Source organism: Ensifer sp. B1-9 (assembly GCF_050474445.1).
GTDB lineage: Bacteria > Pseudomonadota > Alphaproteobacteria > Rhizobiales > Rhizobiaceae > Ensifer.
Map to the genome: position 1 here is coordinate 536,273 of NZ_JBCHVG010000001.1, position 20,868 is coordinate 557,140.

The following is a 20,868-nucleotide window of genomic DNA, read 5'->3' on the forward strand; positions in this document are numbered from 1 at the left end:
CACACCAGATCACGCCGGCCAAAGGGCCGGTGCGGTCAGTGACAGGGTTTATTCACATATTCGGAGCCAGCGTCACCCCTTGAGGGAAGCACGCCTGCGGCTCGAGAGGGGGTGCAGGGACGTGAGATTGCGCCGCACGCCGGGCCGGGTGAACTCTGTGCAAAAGCACAGCGACAAGCGCATGCTGCTTGTCGAAGACTCCCGGATGTTCGCGACGGCGCTGAAATACGGACTGGAGTCCGTCCACGGCATCCGCGTCACCCATTGCAGCTCGCTTGCGGCGCTTAAGCAAACACTGGAACAGGCGCCGGAAAGCTTCTCGCTCGCGGTGCTCGATCTCAACCTGCCGGATGCGCCCAATTGCGAGGCGCTCGAATTCGTCCTTGAAAATCAGGAGCCGGCCGTCGTCTTTACCGCGGCCTTCAACGACCATACGCGCGAAGAGATCCTGTCGCGCGGTGTGCTCGATTGCGTCATCAAGCACCAGCCGGAATCGATCAACCTTTTGATCGGCGCTGTCGACCGGGCGCTTACCAACGGCAAGACGACGGTGTTGCTTGCCGATTCCGATGCCGCCTCGCGCAGTGAACTTGTCGGTATCCTGAGAAGGCAGCGGATCTCCGTCTGCGAGGTCGCGTCCGCGGCCGACGCGCTGCAGGTGCTCGATAGCGGCGAGGCGGTCGATCTCGTCGTCACCGATCTCGATCTCGCCGACATGTCCGGTGCGGCACTGCTTGCCGAAGTGGAGCGCCGGCAGGGCGACGGCGCGCTGCCGGTGATCGGTCTTTCCGACAGCGGCGACAGGCGCGCCGGCGCCCGGTTCCTGGAGGCGGGCGGCACCGACTTCATCCAGAAACCGTTCCTCGAAGCGGAGTTCAACGGCCGCATCGCGCAAGCCGCCGGCGTGCAGAAGCGCCTGCAGACCCTGCAGCGGCAGGCAGCGAGCGACTATCTCACCGACCTCTATAACCGCCGCCACTTCTTCCTCGCCGGTCCGCGCCTGGTGGAGCAGTGCTTGAGGCGCGGCGAGCCGACCGCGATCGCCGTGCTCGACATCGACCATTTCAAGCGGCTCAACGACACCTATGGCCACGAGATCGGCGACATCGTGCTGAAGCATGTGGCCAAGCGCCTGGCGGCGCTGGTGGGCGAGGAACACCTGCTCGCCCGCCTCGGCGGCGAGGAGTTCGGCATTCTCTTCAACGGCTGCGACGTGCGGCGCGCCTTTGCCTTTTGCGATGCGCTGAGATTGGAACTGGCGAAATCGCGGATCGTTGCCGACGACGAGGAACTGACGATCACCGTCTCGATCGGGCTTGCTACCATCGAGACGGCGGAAGCCTTCGAAAACTACCTGCACGCCGCCGACCAGTTTCTCTACATGGCGAAACATGCGGGCCGAAACCGGGTGATCTCTGAACTCGCGCTTCTCGACGCGCTGGCGTCCTAAGCTCTCGGGCCAAGCCGTCGGGCCCATTTTAGAAATATTGATGTGACAGCTGTCGGCTTGGAACGAAGTCGAACGTCCTTCGGTTACCCGCACGTGATCAAGCGGGACGAAGAGGAGCCGACGCATGAAGAATGTTGTTTCTAATCTCTGGTTCGAGAAGGAGGCGCGCGAGGCGGTCGAATTCTACGTATCGCTCGTTCCCAATTCGGCGATCACTCGCATCGCCACATTGCCGGCCGAGAGCCCGAGCGGGCCGCCCGACAGCGTCAAGATCATCGAGTTCACGCTCGGCAAGCAGGAATTCCTGGCGCTTGAAGCCGGGCCGCTCGATCCATTCAATCATTCCTTCTCGATCATGATCCAGTGCGATAGCCAGGAGGAGATCGACCGGCTGTGGGATGCGATCCTCAAGAACGGCGGAGAACCCGAGCAATGCGGCTGGATCCGCGACCGTTGGGGCCTGTGCTGGCAGATCGCCCCGCGCGTGATGGGCGACATGATCGCCCATTCCGACCGCGTGCGCGCCAAGCGTGCGGCGGAGGCCATGCTCGGCATGATCAAGCCCGATATCGCCGAACTGGAGCGGGCGTTTCACGGTCAGGTTTAAGAATCGGGAGTGGCTGTCCCGACCGTCATGACGGCGCGTGATCGCCGGGGCAGCCGCTTCACTTCCGTCCCTGCGGATAGATCGTCTCGCCGCGCTTCAGCATCTCGACGAAGGTCTCGATCTTCTTCTTGCGGCCGGCCTCCGTCTTCATGTTGTGGGTGCGGAAGGCAAGCGCGAAGCGGTTCTGCTCGCTCAGCTTGGCGAGCATCGCCTTTGCCAGCGGTTCCGCGTCGATCGCCGCCTGCAGGTCGTCGGGAATCTTCAGGTCCTTGCCGCTGGCATAGGCGCGGTCCCAGCGTCCATCGGCCTTGGCGGCATCTACCTGGCGCAGGCCGTGCTCCGTCATGCGGCCTTCCTTGACCAGCCGCGCGACGTTGTCGACGTTGATCTTGCTCCAGATGCTTTTCCTGCCGCGCGGCGAGTAGCGTTGCAGGAAGCTCTTGTCGTCCAGCCCCTTACGCACGCCGTCGATCCAGCCCCAGCAAAGCACCACGTCGATCGCCTCCTTGGGCGTGATCGAGGGCAGGCCGGAGCTTACCTTGTGGATCTTGATCCAGACCTCGTCCTCGCTCCGGTGGTGGACGCCGAGCCAGTCGTAGAAGCTTTGGAAGTCCTTGAATTCGTGGACCTTTGCAGGGTCGATCTCAACCGGTGCCATCAGCGACGCTCTCCTCGCGTTTTGGACGTGGCAGACATTCAGCCGAAAATGAGCCGGCGTGCAAGCGGCGGTTGGCCGCGGGCAGGATCAACTCCCTGCTTCATCATTGCGCGATTGCCGACGCGGCAGGGGCCGGTCCGGACAAGCTCGGCAACTCCCGCCGCGACGGGCCCGTGACATATGTGACCGCGCCGATTGCGGCGAGAGCGACCACGACCCCGGCGATCACGTCGACGACATAGTGGTTTGCGGCCGGGACCGCCGAGAAGCCCATTGCGAGGTTCAAGAGCAGTGCGGGATAACGAAGCCAGATCAGTGGCCACAGCGCCCAGGCGCAGAGGACTGCGACGGCGGCATGGACCGACGGAAATGTGAGGATACCGATGCTTTCCTTCAGCCGCCACACGAAGCCCGGATCGTTGCGCACCGCGTGGAACTGCTCAAGGAAGAAATACCCGTAGGTGGCGTCGATGTGTTCGAGGCTGCGCGCATCGAACTGGTAGTGGGAATAGGTCCCAAGCGCCGGGAAAGAGATGGAGACCGCGCTCGACAGGAAGCACAGCAGGCCGTAGGCGGCGACCATCTGATAGGCTCTTACGTGTTTGCCGGCCAAGGCGAGCAGCAAGGGGAAGATCAGAAGCTGCAAGGCGAAGGAGCGATAGGCCTTGTTCAGCGCCTCGGCCAGCAGCGGGTGCTGATCGATCCAGCCCATCATCGCGGTCCAGTTGACCCCAAGCGACCGGTCCCACCTGGAAAGCTGGAGATCGGCAAGCGGGAAATTCATCCAGGTGGCAAGGTAGGTCGAAAGTGTGATCGGGACGATGAGCAGTACGCCGAATCCGCAACATTCGATCGCCGTTCGAAGGGTGTAGAATTTGAAGCGCAGGGCAAGGACGTCCGCCGCAAAGATGATGGCTGCCAGGACCGCGACGCCGTAGGGCCATTCTTCAAAGCTTATCGGAAAGCCGGCGACGGATGCCGTGAGCAAAAGTGCCGCATAGGAAAAGACCGTTTCCGCGATCAGGAACAGACGAGGCTCAAGAAAATCTCTCATAAAAAACTCCGCACCAGTATGGGGCGGAGATTAGGACGTTCCTGGTTGTGTTTTCGTAAATTATTCTCTTAGGGTTGCGCAGGCGAGCGTGCCTGTCTCGCTCTTGCAAGTTATCGGCATGGATGTCGCGAAAATACTGAAGGGCGGATTGCTCCGCCCTTCAGCCTGTCTCTATCAGGTTGTTACCGCGCCATCTGCAGCGTCAGCTTGCGGTCGGCGCGCTCCTGCTGGGGCGAGCGGTTGTAGAGTTCGCGATAACACTTGGAGAAGTGCGAGGCGGAGACGAAGCCGCAGGCAACGGCCACTTCGACCACCGGCATCGACGACTGGATCAGCAAGTGCCGGGCACGATCGAGGCGGATCTCCAGGTAGTAGCGGGCAGGTGACCGGCCCATTTCCTGGCGGAACAGCCGCTCGATCTGGCGGCGCGAAAGGTCTGCGCCCTCGGCGATTTCCAGAAGCGACAGCGGCTCGGCGAGGTTGGCTTCCATCAGTTCGATGATCGACAGCACCTTGGCGTTCTGCACGCCGAGGCGGGCGCGCAGCGGTAGGCGCTGGCGGTCATGCGGGCCGCGCACGCGGTCGGTCAGCGCCTGCTCGCAGACGCGGTTGACGAGGTTCTCGCCGAAGTCCTGGTCGATCAGGTTCAGCATCATGTCGAGCGAGGCGGTGCCGCCGGCGCAGGTGTAGATGTTGCTGTCGATCTCGTAGAGGTCGGCATAGACTTCCGCCTGCGGGAAGCTTTCGGAGAAGCCCGGCAGGTTTTCCCAGTGGATGGCGCAGCGCTTGCCGGTCAACAGGCCGGCCGAAGCCAGCACATGCGCGCCCGTACAGAGGCTGCCGACGGCGACGCCGCGGTTATAGACCTCGCGCAGCCAGGCGTTGACCGACTTGTTGTTGAAGTCCTCGACATAGATGCCGGAACAGACCAGCACCATCGATGGGCGGTTTTCGCCGCCGAGGAACTTGCGTTCGTCGGCAAGCGACGAGTTGACCTCGAGCGCGATGCCGCTCGACGACAGGACCTTTTCGCCGTCGGTCGAAGCGAGGCGCCAGGTATAGGCCTCGTAGCCGAGCATGCGGTTGGCGATGCGGAGCGTTTCGATCGCCGCCGAAAAGGGCAGCATGGAAAAGTTCGGCACCAGGAAGAAGACGAGAGAACGCTTTTTGGTCAGTGGCTTGTTCATGAGGCTTCCCATGCTTGGCGATGCGGGTATATTCGTCGCTTGGAAGATACTGTTCGGCTTGTCTATTTGCGACATTGACATGGAAAGCCGCGACCGCAAAGTGATTTCGCATTGCGACATCGGGCGGCAAAAGGCGGTTCGATGGATCTTTCAGGCTTTTGTAAGGAAAGCGACAGTTTTTCCAGCGCTGCTGACGTTATCTGACAAGAACTGCCAGAGATACGCAATAATCGCAAAACGCGCTCCAGGGTTGTGTTTGCCGATTGCGACGTTTTCGCTGCGGAAGCGGGGTGTCGGTATGAGGCAAGTCGCGCTCCGCCGGTCATGATTTGGACTTGCCGCAACGACAACCCGGACCCGCGCCAGCGGATCAGCCAAAGACGCTCTCAGCCTGTCCTTGGGTCCCCGGCGCGCGGATCGAAAGCAAATCGCCGACTTGGGATCCTCAATTCTTCAATCAGACCGGGTCTTGCGTGGGCAAGACATGCACTGCTTGTATTAGCGAATGTTAAATGGTAGTGATCGTTGTCGCATGCAATCACCGGTCGGTGGCGCTGCCTTGGAGCACCTCACGGCTCGGTGCCGCGTCTCGTCCGGAGGGGTGCTCGTGGCGTCTCTGAAACATTCGGGCGGGGGCATGCCGGTATGGCGCAATCGAAAAACGTCCAGGTCTGGGTCAGTCGCGCCTTCATGGACTCAACACGGATAAAAGGGTTTACCGCTGATCCGCTGCCGACGGGGATGAGCCTTGGCCAGATGGCCGAATTGAACCAAGCGGGCGAGCGGATGTCCGCCGAGCATTTCCCAAAGGAGATCTTCGCCGAATATCCCGACAAGAAGGAAAAGAAGCAGGCGGATCTCGTGCTTGCCGCAGGCGCGGTCGTGGTTTCGGCGGCCTGTGCCGATATCCTGCGGCAATTCGATCTCGGCCATTCCTCGCTATATCCGATCAAGCTTTTTCAGTATGACCGAAAGACGCCGGTGGAGGGCGAGTATTTCTGCCTCAATATCGGCGAGCGCAAGGACACGTTCCTGCCCGAGTACTCGCCGTCGGTAAGGGTGCTTGGCAGTAAGCGTATGAAAATGCCGCCAAATCTCCAGGACGACGATGTCGCCGTCAGCGCGACGGCGCGCAACGGCCCGGATTTGTGGGTGAGCCCACCGTTGATCCGCTTATTCTTTTTGAGCGACCGGCTCACCCAGGCGCTGCGAGCGGCAAAAATGGGCAGGGTCTTCGGCTTCCGCGCCTGCCGGATTTTCGAGTTGAACTGATCTTCCTTTCGGAAGCTGTCTTTGTGCGCATATGAACCCGAAGGCGGGGACCATCGCTGTCATGCCGACCAATCATCCGAGGGCCGGTCTCTGGAAAGATACCGATCAAAAGAAGAAAGGCACCGCCTTCTCGGCGATGCCCTTCATTGTATCCGGCTGCTTCGGCCGCCCCGGGGCAGGCCAAGCCGTCTTCATTGTTCGCTCTTATGCACCGCATCGTCGACCGACGGGAAGCCGATGTCCTTCAGCGTGTCATAGGACAGGTTCTCGAGCGCCCGTTCCTGGCGGTGACGCTTCCACGCCGCCCAGGCGCGGACGCGCAGGTTGAAGAGACCCGGAAGGGACGAGTGGGAGGATGCCCGTTCCGAGGCCGATGAAAAATGGATGTTGGACATTTCATGGCTCCTTCTGAGTGTCTCAGCAGGTCGCGACCATGACGCTATCTATGGCGCAACCTGATCTATCATTCCAACGAATATGTTTGATGCTTTTCATCAAACATGGTGATTGATTAGCGGGTCTGCAAACATCACGTCGTCGCGGACCCTCTGGGGCAGTTTGGCCAGTTCGCGCTGGGCTTCCACCCGATTTCGGGCGATCTGCCGTTCACGTCTTTGGCGGACAACGCCGTCGAGTACGGCGATCATTTGGGTAAGGGCGGTGAGGACCATGTCGTTGCTCCTGCTATACCCCTTTTCTACCACTGTCTGCGAAGCAGAGCTGTTACGGAGGGAACTGTTGGGCGTGGTGATAACAAGCTGGGCGGCGGACATGGGTTTCTCCTTCCTTCGTCGTCCTTGAGCTTGACTATCGGACATCGGTGATGTTCAATCAAACGAAATGAAGTGAACCAATCTTTCAGTTTTTCTGATCGAGGATGCCGCCATGAACATGATGATGCGCCACGCGCTTCCGCTTCTTGAAATGGACGTGCTGAAGACCTTCGTCGCCATTGCCGAGACCGGCAATTTCACCACCGCCGCCGAGACCGTTTACCGCACGCCGTCTGCCGTCTCGATGCAGATCAAGAAGCTTGAGGAGATGCTGAGCTGCACGCTTTTCCTGCGTGACGCGCGCTCGGTGACGCTAACGCCGAAGGGGGAAATGCTGCTCGGCTATGCCCGCCGGCTGCTGTCGCTCAACAATGAAACGGTGTCGCGTTTCCTGCTGCCGGACATGAATGGCGTCGTGCGCGTCGGTGCGCCCGAAGATGTCGGCGAGCGCATCCTGCCGGAGGTGCTGAAGCGTTTCGCAGAGTCCTATCCGAACGTGACGATCGACGTATCGATCGGCATGAGCAACGCCATGCGCAAGAAGGTCGACGAGCATCGGCTCGACATCGCCATCTTCAACAGCCTGACCGAGGGAACGCCGAAAAACGGCGAAATCCTGATGCAGGAGAAGCTCGTCTGGGCCGGCGCCAAATGCGGCAACGCCCATCTCAAGGATCCGCTGCCGGTATCGATGTGGGAGGATGGCTGCGTGTGGCGGGCCGATGCGGTGGAGAAACTGTCGCGCGCGGGCCGCAAGTTCCGCATAGCCTTTCTCAGTGCCTATACGACCGGCCAGCGCGCCGCCGTTCTCGCCGGCCTCGCGATCGCGCCGCTGCCGCGCTACCTCGTCCAGGGCGAAATGGTGCAGCTCGGCGAGCGTGACGGCCTGCCGGATCTCGGCCACTACAATATCGGCCTGCAGGTGATCAATGATGCGCCGGCGCCGGTGCTGGCGGTGGCCGACCATGTGCGTGACGCCTTCGCCGAACTGCAGATGCAATAGGGAGGCCGCATGTGGTTTGTCGTCTCCCGAGCCCTGCCGACAGCCCTTCCGCCTCTTGGGAGACGCTGAGCCTTGAGCGAGCAACCGCGCCCCGTTCTCGATCCGATCGATCGCCTCTCGGAGATCATCTTCGGGCTGCTGATGGCGCTTTCCTTCACGGGGACGATGAGCACGGTCACGGGTAGCGAGGGCGGGGTCAATGCGGTGCTCGCCGCCGCCTTCGGCTGCAACATTGCCTGGGGCATTGTCGATGGCGTCATGTATGTGCTGACGACGGCGGTCGAGCGGGTGCGCCGCCGCGGCTTTCTCGATGGTCTCCGGCGCGAGCCGCTTGATCGTGCCCGCGAGATGTTCCTGGAAAGCCTGCCCGATGACGTGCGCCGTGTCTCTTCGCCAAAGGAAACGGAAGCGCTGCTTTTGCGGGTGAGGGCGCTTTCTTCCGACCCCTGGCACCGGGCGGTCACCGGGCAAGACGTCAAGGCGGCCTTCGCCATCTTCCTGCTCGTCGTCACCTCGACGCTGCCGCCCAGCATGCCGTTCCTTTTGATCGACGATGTCGCCCTGGCCATGCGCGTCTCCAACGGGGTCGCGCTCGTCATGCTCTTCGTCGTCGGCGCGCGGCTCGGTCAATATATGGGCCGCGGCCCCTGGCCGATGGCCTTTGCGATGACGGCGATCGGAGCCGTGCTGGTGGCGGTGACCATCCTGTTTGGCGGTTAGCGTTCGCAGCACGGCCCTGTCGGCCGACAGCAGCCCCTTTTGCTCTCCCGGCCAGTCTGTACGATTGCCGCCTCACCAGGATCGCCGCATGAAGCTTGCCCACATCAACTTGGTCGCCCGCGACGCGGATGCGCTCGCCGCCTTTTACGTGAACGTCTTGAAATGCGAGCTCCTTCGGGAACCCAGGATGCTGTCCGGAGAAAAGGTGTCGAAAGGCAATGGCATTGCCAACTGTGAGATCTACACGATCTGGCTCAAATTCCCCGCAATCGACCGCCCCTTCCTGGAAATCCATGAGCACAAGATCATGCATGATCGGAGCCAACCGAGGGTGAACGAGCCTGGCCTTGGGCACCTGTCATTCCAGATGGAAGATATTCGCGTTGCGCTGTCAGCGATCATTCAGGCAGGTGGAAGCCAGATTGGCGAGATCACGGACTTTGGGACGGAGGATAAGCCGTATCTCATTGCCTATGCGCGCGATCCCGAGGGAAACGTTCTCGAGCTTGAGCAGACCCGTAATGAGCCGGGCAGATAACGGCGTCTGGCGCGAAGCGGCCGTGCCGTCTCGATCGAGGGGCCGGGTTCCGGTCTGCTTCCGGGGCCCCGCATTTTCAAACGCGGACGCGATGCTCCAATCCATCATCACCCATTGACGTTGGCATTTTTCTTCACAATAGGGTCAGGCTGACGAAGGTGGCGAGCCCCAGCCGCACAGCAACAGGAGTGTAATCGTGAGCGAACCGACCGTAGCCGATGCAACAAACCGCATTTATGAATCCCTCCAGGCGGACAATGCCGACATCGACGTGCATATTGCGACTCTCAGGGCAGCGTTGACGCGGGCGGGTTTGAAAGAAGCCGTATTCGACCCGGCCAGGCTCGTGCAGAACAACCGTTCTGGCAGGAAGCTGATGCAGGCATATTTTCGCCAGCGCGGCGTGACGGTGAAATTCGCGGCTTCGTGAAACCTTCCGACGACGTCAAAGGCGGCCCAGCATGACCGCTGACCTGATTGCCCTCGTTGGGGCCTACAGCGAGCTTGGCCTTCGCATTCGAACTGAAGTGCCGCATGCGCTGTCGCCTGCGACGGACCAGATGTGGTTGGCTAGCAGCCGGCGCGCCTGAAAGGCGAAGCACCGAAAGGCAGACGCTCAGGCCTTGATCGGCACCTGGCGGATATGGATTTCGATCAGCCGCTTCAGTTCGGGCAGATCCCTCGCTTCCAGCGCATCGACCATCAAATGGTGCTCGCGCGCCGATTGCTCGATGCGCGCCCGTGTGCGCCATTGCGAGACCGGGGCTGACACCGTGCGCTGGCGGATTTCGGCGACGACCTCCACGAGTTCGGAATTGCCGGCAAGCATGAGAAGCGCACGGTGGAAGGCGAGGTTGGCGTCGTAGTGCTCCATGATGGAGCCGCGGAACGACATTTCGTCGAAATGACGCGCGAGCCCGCGCAGTTCGCTGATGGCCGCCGGCGTGACATTGGCGATCATTCGGTCCGCAACGCCAGTTTCCAGGATCACGCGGATATCGCTGATCTCCCGCGTGCGCTGGTCGTCAAGCTCGTAGACCTGATAGCCGCGGTTCGGATTGTGCTGCACCAGCCGGCGCTGCGACAGGCGGTCGAGCGCCCGGCGCACCTCCGGCCGCGTGCATTCGTAGCGGCGCTCCAGGTCGATCTGCTTGAGCCAGGTGCCGGCCGGCAAAGTCCCGGTCAGGATGTCGTGCAGCAACAGGTCGGTGACGTCCTTCTTCTCCTCGGGCTTTTCCTCGGGCGCCAGCATTTCCATCAGATCGTCGCTCATCTCTGCCTTACACTCTCTTTCCGTCTGTCGCCGCCCGTTGCCGAAGCGTCTCGCACCACCCGTTGCCGCCGGCGGAATTGGCTCCATTTTTGGAGAAACTATGATGCTGTCCTGAACAATTCAATGCGGAGACCGCCATTGCGCGCCGGCCATTCGTCGTTGTGCACATCGGTCGAAATGTTTCAGGAGCCTCTTGCGTATCCAAAAATGTTATCATAAATTGGCGCCAATTCTGGTTACTATTGTTGCGGAAGTCAAGAAACGATGAAAAACGCCGATGCCGTCTGGGACCTCCTCGAAGCCAAGCGCGAGCGGTTTTTCGCGCTCAGCGACCGGGTCTGGGATACGCCGGAAACCAACTACGAGGAGTTTCGCTCCTCGGCGGAACATGCGGCGGTGCTGGAAGCCGAGGGTTTCCGCGTGTCGCGCGGCATCGCCGGCATGCCGACGGCGGTCATGGGCGAAGCAGGCGAGGGCGGACCGGTCATCGCCATCCTCGGCGAGTTCGATGCGCTGCCGGGCTTGAGCCAGGAGGCCGGTGTCGCGAAAGAGCGGCCGCTCTCCGAGGGCGGCAACGGTCACGGCTGCGGACACAATCTGCTCGGCGCCGGCTCGATGATGGCGGCAACCGCGGTCAAGGACTATCTCGCCGCCCATGGCATCAAGGGGAGGGTCCGCTATTACGGCTGCCCGGCGGAAGAAGGCGGCTCGTCCAAGGGGTTCATGGTGCGCGCCGGCGTGTTCGACGATGTCGATATCGCCATTTCCTGGCATCCCGCACCCTTTGCCGGCGTCAATAACCCGATCTCGCTTGCCTGCAACGAGCTCGACTTCCGCTTCAGCGGCCGCGCGTCGCATGCTTCGGCAGCACCCCATCTTGGCCGCAGTGCGCTGGACGCGCTCGAGCTGATGAATGTCGGCGTCAATTATCTGCGCGAGCACATGCCGTCCTCGGCGCGGATCCACTATGCGGTGACGGATACGGGCGGCAACGCGCCGAACGTGGTGCAGGCCCGGGCGAAGGCGCGCTATCTCGTCCGCGCCCGCAGCCTGCCGGAACTGCTCGATCTCGTCGAACGGGTCCGCAGCGTCGCGAAGGGCGCTGCCCTGATGACCGGCACCACGGTCACGGACGTGATCGTCAGCGGCGACGCCAACCTGATCGGCAATACACCGCTGGAAGCGCTGATGCATCGTCAGCTCGAGCATCTGGGTCCGCCGCAGTTCGACGACGACGACCGCAGGATGGCGGCACGGTTTCAGGAGACCTTCACCAGCGAGGATATCGCCTCCGCCTTCGAACGCTTCGGGCTGAAGCTGCGCCGCGGCATTTCCCTCTGCGACACGATCTTCCCGCCTGGAAACGGCGCCGGCACCCTCGTCGGCTCCACCGATGTCGGAACGGTGAGCTGGGTGGTGCCGACGGTGCAGATGCGCGGCGCAACTTACGCGATCGGCACGCCCGGCCATTCCTGGCAGCTCGTCGCGCAAGGCAAGCTGCCGGCCGCCCACAAGGGCATGGAGCATGCGGCCAAGGTGATGGCGAGCACGGCGCTCGAGCTGATCCTCGATCCGGAGCTCATCGCCGCCGCCAAGGCCGACCATGCGGCGAGACTGGACGGCACGCCTTTCGTGAACCCGATCCCGGACGATGTCGATCCGCCGCTGCCGGAGAATCGCAATGCCTGACCTAGCTCAACCCGATCGAGAGCGGCTGGCTGCCCATATCGACGAGTTCGGCCGCCGCATCAAGCTCTCGGGAACGCCTGAGGAACTTGAGAGCTTCCGTTATCTCGAACGGGAGATGGCGTCCTACGGCTATCGCACGGAGCTTCTGTTCCACGACGCCTATATCAGTCTGCCCGGACAGGCTCGCGTCGAGGCAAACGGCGAAAACCTGCGCTGCATCACGCATTCGATGTCGGTTGCGACGACAAGCGACGGCATCCGCGCGCCAGTCGTCTATGTCGGCGAGGGCGAGGAGGCCGCCTTCGCCTCCGTCGATGTCAGAGGCAGGATCGTTCTTGTCGATGGCATTGCCACCGAGGAAGTGACCGCGCTCGCAAGCGCACATGGCGCCCTGGGCCAGCTTCATATCAGCCCGAACGAACACCTCTACGAAATGTGCGTTTCACCGGTATGGGGCAGTCCCTCGCAGGTGACGCGGTCGAAGCTTCCAACGACGGTCGTTTGTACGATCGCGCGCGACGACGGCGCGAGGCTACGGGCGCAATGCCAAGCGGGCGAGATCGTGCTTGCGTCGCTTTGGGCGGATGTCGATACCGGATGGCGCAAAACGCCCATCCTCGTGGCAGAGCTGCCCGCCGAAAAGGAAGCAGGCGACGCGCCGTTCGTGCTGTTTTCCGGCCATCATGACACCTGGCACTACGGGGTCATGGACAACGGAGGCGCCAATGCCTCCATGTTGGAGGCGGCACGGCTGCTCGCCGAGCGGCGCGGCCCGTGGCGGCGGGGCCTGCGTCTCTGCTTCTGGTCCGGCCATTCGCATGGGCGCTATTCGGGATCCGCCTGGTATGCGGACGAATATTGGGACGAGCTCGATCGGCGCTGCGTCGCCCATGTCAATGTCGATTCGACCGGCGGCGAGGGGGCAAGCGTGCTTACCAACTCGGCTGTCATCGACGAGTTGAAATCGGTTGCGGCTGAAGCGGTCGAGGTGGTCAGCGGACAGCGCCACGCCGGTCGTCGCCACGGCCGCGCCGCGGACCAGTCGTTCTGGGGCGTTGGCATACCGTCGATGTTCGGCAGCCTCAGTCACCAGCCGCCCGGTCCCGTCAAGATGCTGACGGCGCTTGGCTGGTGGTGGCATACGCCGCACGACACGGCAGAGCACATCGACCTCGACAACCTTGAACGCGACACGGCGATCGTGCTGCACGTTCTGTGGCGCCTGCTGACTGCGCCGGTGCTGCCGCTCGACTACACCGCCTTCGCCGCTTCGATGAGGAAGGAACTGCTTGCCCTCCAGGACCGCCTCGGCGACCGCATGGACATCGACATTTTGCTTTCGCGCCTCGGCGCGTTCGAGCAAGCGGTACAGGCGGTGAACAGGATGGCCGAGAGCGCCGGCGAGGACGCGCTGGAAGCGATCAACCGTTCCCTCATGCAGGTGTCCCGTCTGCTCGTGCCCCTCAACTACACGACCGGACACCGCTTCAGCCACGACAGCGCCCTGCCGCACCCGGCCTGGCCATCGCTTGCCGGCCTGCGCGAGCTTGCCGACCTTCCGCATGGCTCGTCCGATCTGCCGTTTTATGCCGTGCACGCGCGACAATGCCGAAACCTCGCCGCACATGCCTTGCGGGAGGCGCAGGCAACACTGGCAGCCGCCGTCAAACACCACGCGCGCTGAAGGCGCGGATCGATCAATCGCAAAGCCAGCGACCAAAGGGCCTGGCAAAAAACAAGGGAACTGAAAGATGAAACGAAGCAGATTTATCGCCGCCATTTTCATGGCCGGCCTTTCCTTGACCGCCACGTCGGCGCTGGCCAAGGACTGGACGCATGTCCGGGTCGGGATCGAAGGCGCCTTCCCGCCATGGAATGCGCTTGATTCCCAGGGCCAGCTCACCGGATTCGACGTCGATTTGATCAAGGATGTTTGTACCCGCGCCAAGGTGGAATGCGAGTTGATGACGGGCGAATGGACCAGCCTCATCCCCAGCCTTAACGCCGGCAAGTTCGATCTCATCATGACGCTCGGCATCAACGAGAAGCGCAAGCAGGTCGTCGACTTCACCGTCCCCTATGCGAGCGGCGTCGCGACCTTTCTGATTGCCAAGGACGGACCGGTTGCCGAGCTGCCAATGACCGGCGAGCGCCTCAATCTCAACGATAAGGCGAAGGCCGATCCCGTCATGAAGTCGATCGGCGAAGCGCTTGACGGCAAGACCGTCGGCGTCGTGCAGTCGACCAGCCAGGAACAGCTCATCAACGCCTATTTCGGCAAGACCGTCACGGTGCGCGCCTACAAGACCTCCGGCGAACGCGATCTCGACCTCAAGGCTGGGCGCATCGATGCCGGGTTCGACAGCGGCGTCTATGGAACGTCGATGCTCGCCAAGCCCGGCAACGAGGACCTCGCCATGACCGGACCTTTGGTCAAGGGCGCGATGTTGGCAACGGAAGTGGCGATGGGCATGCGCAAGGGGGAGACTGAGCTGAAGACGAAGTTCGACGACGCGATCAAGGCGGCCGCGGCCGACGGCGTTATTCGCGCGCTGTCTGAAAAATGGAGCAAGCTCGATCTTACGCCCTCGTTTTAACAATGGACCTGGGAGGGCGGGCCGCAAGGCCCGTCCGAGACCACTCAACGGACATCCAGCCATGAACAGCCAGTTATTCGAAGCATTTGGCCGAGGACCATCGTCTCCATGAGCAATCCCGGTTTCCTCGACATCATCAGCTTCGGGCCGGACGGCTGGGGGCCGGCGCTGGCCGCCGGCGCGTGGATGACGATCCTGATCGCGATCGCAGGCTTTGCGATCGGCGGCGTCATCGGCATCTTCGGCGCCTGGGCGAAGATCTCCGGCAGCCCATTCCTTCGCGGCTGCGCGGAGGCCTATACCACCGTCCTTCGCGGCATTCCCGACCTGCTGGTGATCTATCTCTTCTATTTCGGCGGCAGCGCCGTGGTGACGGCGGTCGGCCAGCTCTTCGGCCAGGAGGGCTTCGTCAGCTTTCCGGGCTTCCTTGCCGGTGCGCTTGCCGTCGGCATCACCTCCGGTGCCCAGCAGACCGAGGTCTATCGCGGCGCCTTTCGCGCCGTGCATCCGGGCGAGCTGGAGGCGGCGACCGCCTGCGGCATGGGGCGGCTCCTCAAATTCCGGCGCATCACCGCGCCGCTGACGCTGCGTCATGCGCTGCCGGGCCTCGGTAACGTCTGGCAGGTGGTGCTGAAGGAATCGGCGCTGGTCTCGGTCACCGGTGTCGTCGAACTCTTGCGCCAGTCGCAGATCGGCGCCGGGTCGACCAGCCGCCCGTTCGATTTCTTCTTCATCGCAGCGATGATCTATCTCGCGATTTCCACGGTCTCGGGCCTGGTTCTCCAGGTCACCGAACGCCGGTTCTCGCGCGGCGTCAGGAGGGGCTGATGGATATCCGGTTCGCCCTCGAAACCTTCTGGAGCCTGCTTGCGGCCCTGCCGCTGACGCTGGAGCTCGCGGCGACGTCAATTGCGCTTGGCTCGGTCCTGGCCCTGGGACTGGCGCTTGCGCGTCTGTCAGACATTCTCGCGCTCGATCTCTTTGCCCGCGCCTATGTGTTCCTGTTCCGCGGAACGCCGCTGCTCGTGCAGATCTTCCTGATCTATTACGGTCTCAGCCAGTTTCCGGCCGTGCGTCACAGCATCTTCTGGCCGCTCCTTCGCGAGCCCTACTGGTGCGCGGTGCTGGCGCTCATGCTGAACACGGCCGCCTATGCCAGCGAGATCATCCGCGGCGGGCTGCTTTCCGTGGCTCACGGCCAGATCGAGGCGGCACGGGCCTGCGGCATGGGGCGTTTCATGATCTTCCGCCGCATCGTCATGCCACAGGCGCTTCGCCAGGCGCTGCCCGGCTACGGCAACGAGATGATCTCCATGGTCAAGGCGACCTCTCTCGCCTCGATTATCACGCTGATGGAAATTACCGGTGTCGCCGCCAAGATCATTTCGGAGAGCTACCGGGTGATCGAGGTCTTCGTCGTCGCCGGCGTCATCTATCTCGCCATCAATTTCGCGCTGACCCGGCTCGTCGCCTTCGCCGAACACCGGCTGAACCCGCAACTGCGCCCGCCGCTGGCAATCTCTGCCGAACTCAAGGGAGAAGCCCATTGAACATGTCCGCCGCCGTCACCGCACCGGTCGCGATCCGCGTGCACGACCTTCACAAGAGCTTCGGTCCCGTCGAGGTCCTGAAAGGCGTGTCGCTCGACGCACGCGAGGGGGAAGTGATTTCCATCCTCGGATCTTCCGGCTCCGGCAAGTCGACCCTGCTTCGCTGCATCAACATGCTGGAAGTGCCGAATTCGGGCACGATCGAGGTCGCCGGCGAGGCGATCCGGCTGAAGACGTCGAGCGACGGGCGCAGCCGCCCTGCCGATCAGAAACAGGTGGATCGCATCCGCTCCGAACTCGGCATGGTGTTCCAGAGCTTCAATCTCTGGTCCCACAAGACAGTGCTTGAAAACGTCATCGAGGCGCCGGTGCATGTGCTGAAGCGACCCCGGGCGGAAGCGATCGGCGAGGCGGAAGCTTTGCTCGCCAAGGTCGGCATCGCCGACAAGCGCAACCATTATCCCTCGCACCTTTCCGGCGGCCAGCAGCAGCGCGCCGCGATCGCCCGCGCGCTCGCCATGCGCCCGAAGGCGATGCTCTTCGACGAGCCGACTTCGGCGCTGGACCCGGAACTGGTCGGCGAGGTGCTGCGTGTCATGCGCGGGCTCGCCGAGGAGGGACGAACCATGCTGGTCGTCACTCACGAGATGGGCTTTGCCCGCGACGTCTCGAGCCGCGTCGTCTTCGTGCACAAGGGCACGATCGAGGAGGAGGGACCGCCGCACGAAGTCTTCACCCGCTCCAAGTCCGAGCGCTTCCGCCAGTTCATCAAGAGTTGAAGTCTGCCGTCAACGGCAGGCGGGCTACCAACAACCAAAGCAATCAACATCCACAAAAGGGGAATGCTGTAATGAAGAAAACGACCGCAATCATCGCTTCGGCGCTTGCAGTTGCCGCGGGACTGATGTCCATGCCGGCGAAGGCCGAGGACAAGAAGTGGACGAAGGTGACGATCGCCACCGAAGGTGCCTTTCCGCCCTATAACCTCACCAAGGCCGATGGCACGCTCGACGGCTACGAGATCGAGCTCAGCAAATATCTCTGCGACCATATGAAGGTCGAGTGCACCATCATCGCTCAGTCCTTCGACGGTCTGATCCCGGCGCTCAACGCCGGCAAGTTCGACGCGATCATGGCCGGCATGTCGGCGACGGAGAAGCGCAAGGAAGTCATCGACTTCTCGATGTCCTACGGCAGCACCGGCCAGGCATTCGCGACGCTGAAGGGCGGCGAGCTCGAAACCCTGCCGATGAAGGGCGAACTCTTCTCGCTCGCCTCCAACGAAGCCGGCGCCCGCAAGGCGGTCGACGAGTTGAAGCCGCTCGTCGAAGGCAAGACCGTCGGCGTGCAGACCGCCTCGATCGCGGCGCGCTTCATCGACGAATACCTGAAGGACGTCGTCGAGGTGCGTGAATACAAGACGACCGAGCAGCACGACCTCGATCTCGTCGCCGGCCGCGTCGATTTCGTCATGGCATCGATGGGTTATCTGAAGACCACGGTGGAAAAGCCGGCCAACAGCGACATGGTCATCGTCGGCCCGCGCTTCCAGGGCGGCTTCCTCGGCGCCGGCAGCTCCGTCGGCCTGCGCAAGAGCGATCCCGAACTGAAGGCGCTGTTCGACGACGCCATCGCCGCGGCGAAGGCCGACGGCACCATCAAGCGCCTCTCCGAAAAGTGGTTCGGCTTCGACCTGACGCCGCAATAAGCCGGGTTCGTCACCGCGCTCAACTGAAGCGCCGCGTGTTCCACCGAACGCGCGGCGCCTTTGCGTCGGAAGCACCGAGCTTGACTTTCATAAGTCTACCCTTATGATAAGTCATGACTTATGAAGGAAAAGTACTGGCTGCGCTGGCGGATCCGACGCGAAGGGCGATCTTCGAGAAGCTTGCCAAGGGGCGCTCCTCGGTCGCCGATGTCGCCCGATCCTTGCCGGTCTCGCAGCCGGCGATTTCTCAGCATCTGAAGGTTCTGAAGGAGGCGGGGCTGGTCAGTGACGAGCCGCTGGGCCAAAGGCGCATCTATTCGATCGATCTGGCGGGGCTCGGGCCGCTTCGGCAATGGCTGGACCGCTTCTGGGAGGATCAGCTTGCCGCCTTCAAGGCCCTGGCCGACAGCGACGAGGCTTCGGGAGCAGGGCCGAGGAAACCGGAGCGATAGCGCGGACGCGATACGGTCGGCGCAGGTCCGCTGACATCGCGAGCAATGGGAGGAAAGGACATGCATAGGATCGAGCCGGCGCCGGTGGTGAAATCCGTAACCGTCAGCGCGCCGCCGGAGCGCGCCTTCGAGATCTTCACGGCGCGCATGGGCAATTGGTGGCTGAAGACCCATAGCCTGACGGCGAGCGGCCAGAAAACGGTTGTCGTCGAACCTGCCGACGGCGGGCGCTGGTATGAGATCGGCACCTCGGGCGAGGAGAAGGAATGGGGGCGGGTGCTCGCTTACGAACCGCCGAAACGCATCCTCTTCGCCTGGCAGCTCAATGCCGATTGGACCTTCGATCCGGATTTCAAAACGGAGGTGGAGGTGACCTTCGAACCGACGGCCGAGGGTGGCACCACCGTGCGGCTCGAACATCGCGACCTCGGCAACTACGGCGCGAAGGCGGATGTGGCGCGTGCGTCGCTCGATTCCGAAGGCGGCTGGGCAGGGCTGCTCGGGGCCTTTGCGGCGAAGGCGGCGTGAGGTTTCGGCCGATTGGTTTTGGCGTCGCCTCGAGGCGATTCGCGACCGAACTTGTTTCGGACACAATCGCTCCCTATATAGCCGCCATCGGCATTGCTGATGAGCGCTGAATTTTTCGCCGCTCGCAATTGCCGCGTCGCCTTAGACTTTTGACCACGGATGTACTGGCACTGGTGTGAGAGCGATGATGAGGAAGGTCGGTGCGGTTTCGCCCCGGCCTTTTTTGTTGGCCCCACTACGGAATGACGATCGTCATCTGGTCCTGCGTTCCCGCCGCTTTGAGGTTCGACTCTGTGCCAAGCGGCGCACGTTCATCTGAGGTTCATGGCGGGTTCCGGAAAATGGCCCGACGAAAAACAGTTGGATGATATCATGAGAAGAATAGGTGCAGTCCTCGTAGCCGCCGCTACGGCACTGTCGGCGGTCTCGGCTGAGGCCGTGCCCATGTCTCCCGTTTCGGTGGGGAAGTCAGCTTCCCAGCCGGTCGAGTTGGTCCACCACAAGCCCGGTCATTACGGCGGCCCGCCGCACAAGCGCGGGTACAACGGCTATCGTTACGATGCAGGTCCTCGATACGGCTACTACAATGGCTACCAGGGTTACCGCTACCGTCGCGACGGATACCGTCGGCACAGCGACGGATGGTGGTATCCTCTGGCCGCATTCGGGGCAGGCGTAGTTATCGGTGGCGCGATCGCGTCGCCACCCCACAGGGTCTATTCCAACGCACCGTCAGCCCATGTCGAATGGTGCTACGACCGCTATCGGTCATACAGAGCCTACGACAACACTTTCCAGCCGCATTATGGGCCGCGCCAGGAATGCGTGTCGCCGTATTACTGAGGCACGCCCAATTGACGGCGGCCTACAGCGCCGCGAGTCTTATGAGACGCGCAAAGGTCGCTGTCGCACTTTGATTTGCATGTCTTTGTCCTTAAGTCGAGGTCGATTTAAGGAGACATGCAGTAGGTTCGAAGCCTTGATCGTCGTTGACGCGGTACTGTGATCGCTTTCATCCGCCGTCAGTCTGCCCCTTCGGCCGTGACGGCGGTTTAAAAGTTCCGGGAAGGCATGAACATCGGCGGGCGCCGTCCGCTGGCGCGGCCTTTCGAATACTCCGAGGGCGTGCTCGGTTCTGCAGGAGGAGCGGGGCCGGAAAGAGCGTCGCGGCCAGCCGCTACTTCGTCGGCGTCGGCCGCACCAGCGTGACGACGCGCGGCTTTGAGGGCGCATCCAGCCATTCGATCCACTTGTCCCGTTCCTCGATCGTGTCAAAGAACCGCCAGAGCTTGTAATCTTCTTCGGTGGTCTGCAGCATCTCGCCGATCGAGACGAGCTCCATCGGCAGTTCCACCTCGTTGCCGTCGAAGCGGATGAAATAGATGCCTTCGGCGGCGGGACGAATGACCTGCCCGGTGCCGTAGGTGCCATCGGGATCGTCGACGGTGAAATACATGCCGGTCAGGGTGTCAAAAATTTTGTCGTTCATGGGTCTTGGGTGCCAGTTCAAAAGATGCGGTTCATCAGACCGTCGCTTGCTGCCGGAATTAAGGCAAGCTGAAATCTCCAGTATCCACGTCTGCTGAAGGGTAAGGCGGCCCAGACATCCGCCCCTCATCCCGCTGCCGCGACCTTCTCCTCGCCTGCGGGGAGAAGGGAGATGCCGCGCTCGCTCGTATCTCTTATCTGATGACCGTGATCTCGACAGTTGCAGTCGTTATGGAAAGCGTGCTGCGGTCTCGTTGCCTCTTCCCGCTCGCAGGAGAGGGTTAGTCCTCGGGTTGAACCCGAGGAGAGGGGCAGATTCTC

24 protein-coding genes are annotated in these 20,868 nt (G+C 62.3%); 17 read left to right on the forward strand and 7 right to left on the reverse strand.

What is annotated here, in order from left to right:
• Positions 1–157 precede the first annotated feature (157 nt).
• Complete coding sequence (locus ACQ5BM_RS02680; RefSeq protein WP_429807397.1) at positions 158–1,450, forward strand: diguanylate cyclase; 1,293 nt, start codon at positions 158–160, stop codon at positions 1,448–1,450.
• A 124-nt stretch (positions 1,451–1,574) separates the two neighbouring features.
• Positions 1,575–2,057 carry a VOC family protein gene (locus ACQ5BM_RS02685; protein ID WP_429807400.1) on the forward strand — a complete coding sequence of 161 codons (483 nt, stop codon included), beginning with the start codon at positions 1,575–1,577 and terminating at the stop codon, positions 2,055–2,057.
• A 58-nt stretch (positions 2,058–2,115) separates the two neighbouring features.
• Here ACQ5BM_RS02685 and ACQ5BM_RS02690 read toward each other — a convergent pair whose 3' ends face one another.
• From ACQ5BM_RS02690 to ACQ5BM_RS02700, 3 genes are all read right to left on the reverse strand, one after another.
• Complete coding sequence (locus tag ACQ5BM_RS02690; RefSeq protein ID WP_429807403.1) at positions 2,116–2,715, reverse strand: YdeI/OmpD-associated family protein; 600 nt, start codon at positions 2,713–2,715, stop codon at positions 2,116–2,118.
• Positions 2,716–2,818: 103 nt separating this feature from the next.
• Positions 2,819–3,769 (reverse strand): phosphatase PAP2 family protein, encoded by a 951-nt coding sequence (locus ACQ5BM_RS02695; RefSeq protein ID WP_429807406.1) that lies wholly within the window; start codon positions 3,767–3,769, stop codon positions 2,819–2,821.
• Between the two features lie 182 nt (positions 3,770–3,951).
• Positions 3,952–4,956, reverse strand: coding sequence for a GlxA family transcriptional regulator (locus tag ACQ5BM_RS02700; protein WP_429807409.1), 1,005 nt, complete (start codon positions 4,954–4,956; stop codon positions 3,952–3,954).
• Between the two features lie 645 nt (positions 4,957–5,601).
• Between ACQ5BM_RS02700 and ACQ5BM_RS02705 the strand changes: the two genes are divergently transcribed.
• On the forward strand, positions 5,602–6,228 hold the full coding sequence (locus ACQ5BM_RS02705; RefSeq protein WP_429807411.1) for a hypothetical protein: 627 nt from the start codon (positions 5,602–5,604) through the stop codon (positions 6,226–6,228).
• A gap of 191 nt (positions 6,229–6,419) precedes the next feature.
• Here the strand turns inward: ACQ5BM_RS02705 and ACQ5BM_RS02710 are convergent, their stop codons facing one another.
• Both ACQ5BM_RS02710 and ACQ5BM_RS02715 read right to left on the reverse strand, forming a co-directional pair.
• A complete protein-coding gene (locus ACQ5BM_RS02710) occupies positions 6,420–6,623 on the reverse strand; it encodes a hypothetical protein (protein WP_429807414.1) in 204 nt (67 codons plus the stop codon).
• Between the two features lie 99 nt (positions 6,624–6,722).
• Entirely contained in the window at positions 6,723–7,001 is a 279-nt protein-coding gene (locus ACQ5BM_RS02715) for a hypothetical protein (protein ID WP_429807417.1), read from the reverse strand.
• Between the two features lie 112 nt (positions 7,002–7,113).
• On the opposite strand from ACQ5BM_RS02715, the gene ACQ5BM_RS02720 reads away from it, so the two are divergent.
• The 4 genes from ACQ5BM_RS02720 (at position 7,114) to ACQ5BM_RS02735 (ending at position 9,692) form a co-directional block, all read left to right on the forward strand.
• Positions 7,114–8,004 (forward strand): LysR substrate-binding domain-containing protein, encoded by an 891-nt coding sequence (locus ACQ5BM_RS02720; protein WP_429807420.1) that lies wholly within the window; start codon positions 7,114–7,116, stop codon positions 8,002–8,004.
• 72 nt (positions 8,005–8,076) lie between these two features.
• Positions 8,077–8,724, forward strand: a complete 648-nt coding sequence (locus tag ACQ5BM_RS02725) for a VIT1/CCC1 transporter family protein (RefSeq protein ID WP_429807423.1) — start codon at positions 8,077–8,079, stop codon at positions 8,722–8,724.
• An 88-nt stretch (positions 8,725–8,812) separates the two neighbouring features.
• A complete protein-coding gene (locus tag ACQ5BM_RS02730) occupies positions 8,813–9,262 on the forward strand; it encodes a VOC family protein (RefSeq protein WP_429807425.1) in 450 nt (149 codons plus the stop codon).
• 193 nt (positions 9,263–9,455) lie between these two features.
• Positions 9,456–9,692: a hypothetical protein gene (locus ACQ5BM_RS02735; protein WP_429807668.1), complete on the forward strand. Its 237-nt coding sequence runs from the start codon at positions 9,456–9,458 to the stop codon at positions 9,690–9,692.
• 186 nt (positions 9,693–9,878) lie between these two features.
• Here the strand turns inward: ACQ5BM_RS02735 and ACQ5BM_RS02740 are convergent, their stop codons facing one another.
• Entirely contained in the window at positions 9,879–10,535 is a 657-nt protein-coding gene (locus tag ACQ5BM_RS02740; RefSeq protein ID WP_429807428.1) for a GntR family transcriptional regulator, read from the reverse strand.
• A gap of 264 nt (positions 10,536–10,799) precedes the next feature.
• Here ACQ5BM_RS02740 and ACQ5BM_RS02745 point away from each other — a divergent pair, with 264 nt between their 5' ends.
• From ACQ5BM_RS02745 to ACQ5BM_RS02790, 10 genes are all read left to right on the forward strand, one after another.
• The gene (locus ACQ5BM_RS02745) at positions 10,800–12,224 is read left to right on the forward strand and encodes a M20 family metallopeptidase (protein ID WP_429807430.1); all 1,425 of its coding nucleotides are present in this window, start codon (positions 10,800–10,802) and stop codon (positions 12,222–12,224) included.
• A complete protein-coding gene (locus ACQ5BM_RS02750) occupies positions 12,217–13,908 on the forward strand; it encodes a M28 family peptidase (RefSeq protein ID WP_429807433.1) in 1,692 nt (563 codons plus the stop codon). Before ACQ5BM_RS02745 ends, ACQ5BM_RS02750 begins: the two co-directional genes overlap by 8 nt.
• A gap of 67 nt (positions 13,909–13,975) precedes the next feature.
• Entirely contained in the window at positions 13,976–14,821 is an 846-nt protein-coding gene (locus ACQ5BM_RS02755; RefSeq protein WP_429807436.1) for a transporter substrate-binding domain-containing protein, read from the forward strand.
• A gap of 108 nt (positions 14,822–14,929) precedes the next feature.
• Positions 14,930–15,649, forward strand: a complete 720-nt coding sequence (locus ACQ5BM_RS02760) for an ABC transporter permease (protein WP_429807439.1) — start codon at positions 14,930–14,932, stop codon at positions 15,647–15,649.
• A complete protein-coding gene (locus ACQ5BM_RS02765) occupies positions 15,649–16,371 on the forward strand; it encodes an ABC transporter permease (RefSeq protein ID WP_429807442.1) in 723 nt (240 codons plus the stop codon). The genes ACQ5BM_RS02760 and ACQ5BM_RS02765 overlap by 1 nt, the downstream gene beginning before the upstream one ends.
• A 2-nt stretch (positions 16,372–16,373) precedes the next feature.
• Positions 16,374–17,150, forward strand: a complete 777-nt coding sequence (locus tag ACQ5BM_RS02770; protein WP_429807671.1) for an ABC transporter ATP-binding protein — start codon at positions 16,374–16,376, stop codon at positions 17,148–17,150.
• Between the two features lie 71 nt (positions 17,151–17,221).
• Positions 17,222–18,079, forward strand: a complete 858-nt coding sequence (locus ACQ5BM_RS02775) for a transporter substrate-binding domain-containing protein (RefSeq protein WP_429807445.1) — start codon at positions 17,222–17,224, stop codon at positions 18,077–18,079.
• A 113-nt stretch (positions 18,080–18,192) separates the two neighbouring features.
• A complete protein-coding gene (locus ACQ5BM_RS02780; protein WP_429807448.1) occupies positions 18,193–18,531 on the forward strand; it encodes an ArsR/SmtB family transcription factor in 339 nt (112 codons plus the stop codon).
• Positions 18,532–18,591: 60 nt separating this feature from the next.
• Entirely contained in the window at positions 18,592–19,059 is a 468-nt protein-coding gene (locus ACQ5BM_RS02785) for an SRPBCC family protein (RefSeq protein ID WP_429807451.1), read from the forward strand.
• 372 nt (positions 19,060–19,431) lie between these two features.
• Positions 19,432–19,902: a BA14K family protein gene (locus tag ACQ5BM_RS02790; protein WP_429807454.1), complete on the forward strand. Its 471-nt coding sequence runs from the start codon at positions 19,432–19,434 to the stop codon at positions 19,900–19,902.
• 334 nt (positions 19,903–20,236) lie between these two features.
• Here ACQ5BM_RS02790 and ACQ5BM_RS02795 read toward each other — a convergent pair whose 3' ends face one another.
• Positions 20,237–20,548 (reverse strand): hypothetical protein, encoded by a 312-nt coding sequence (locus ACQ5BM_RS02795; protein WP_429807457.1) that lies wholly within the window; start codon positions 20,546–20,548, stop codon positions 20,237–20,239.
• Between the last annotated feature and the right edge of the window lie 320 nt (positions 20,549–20,868).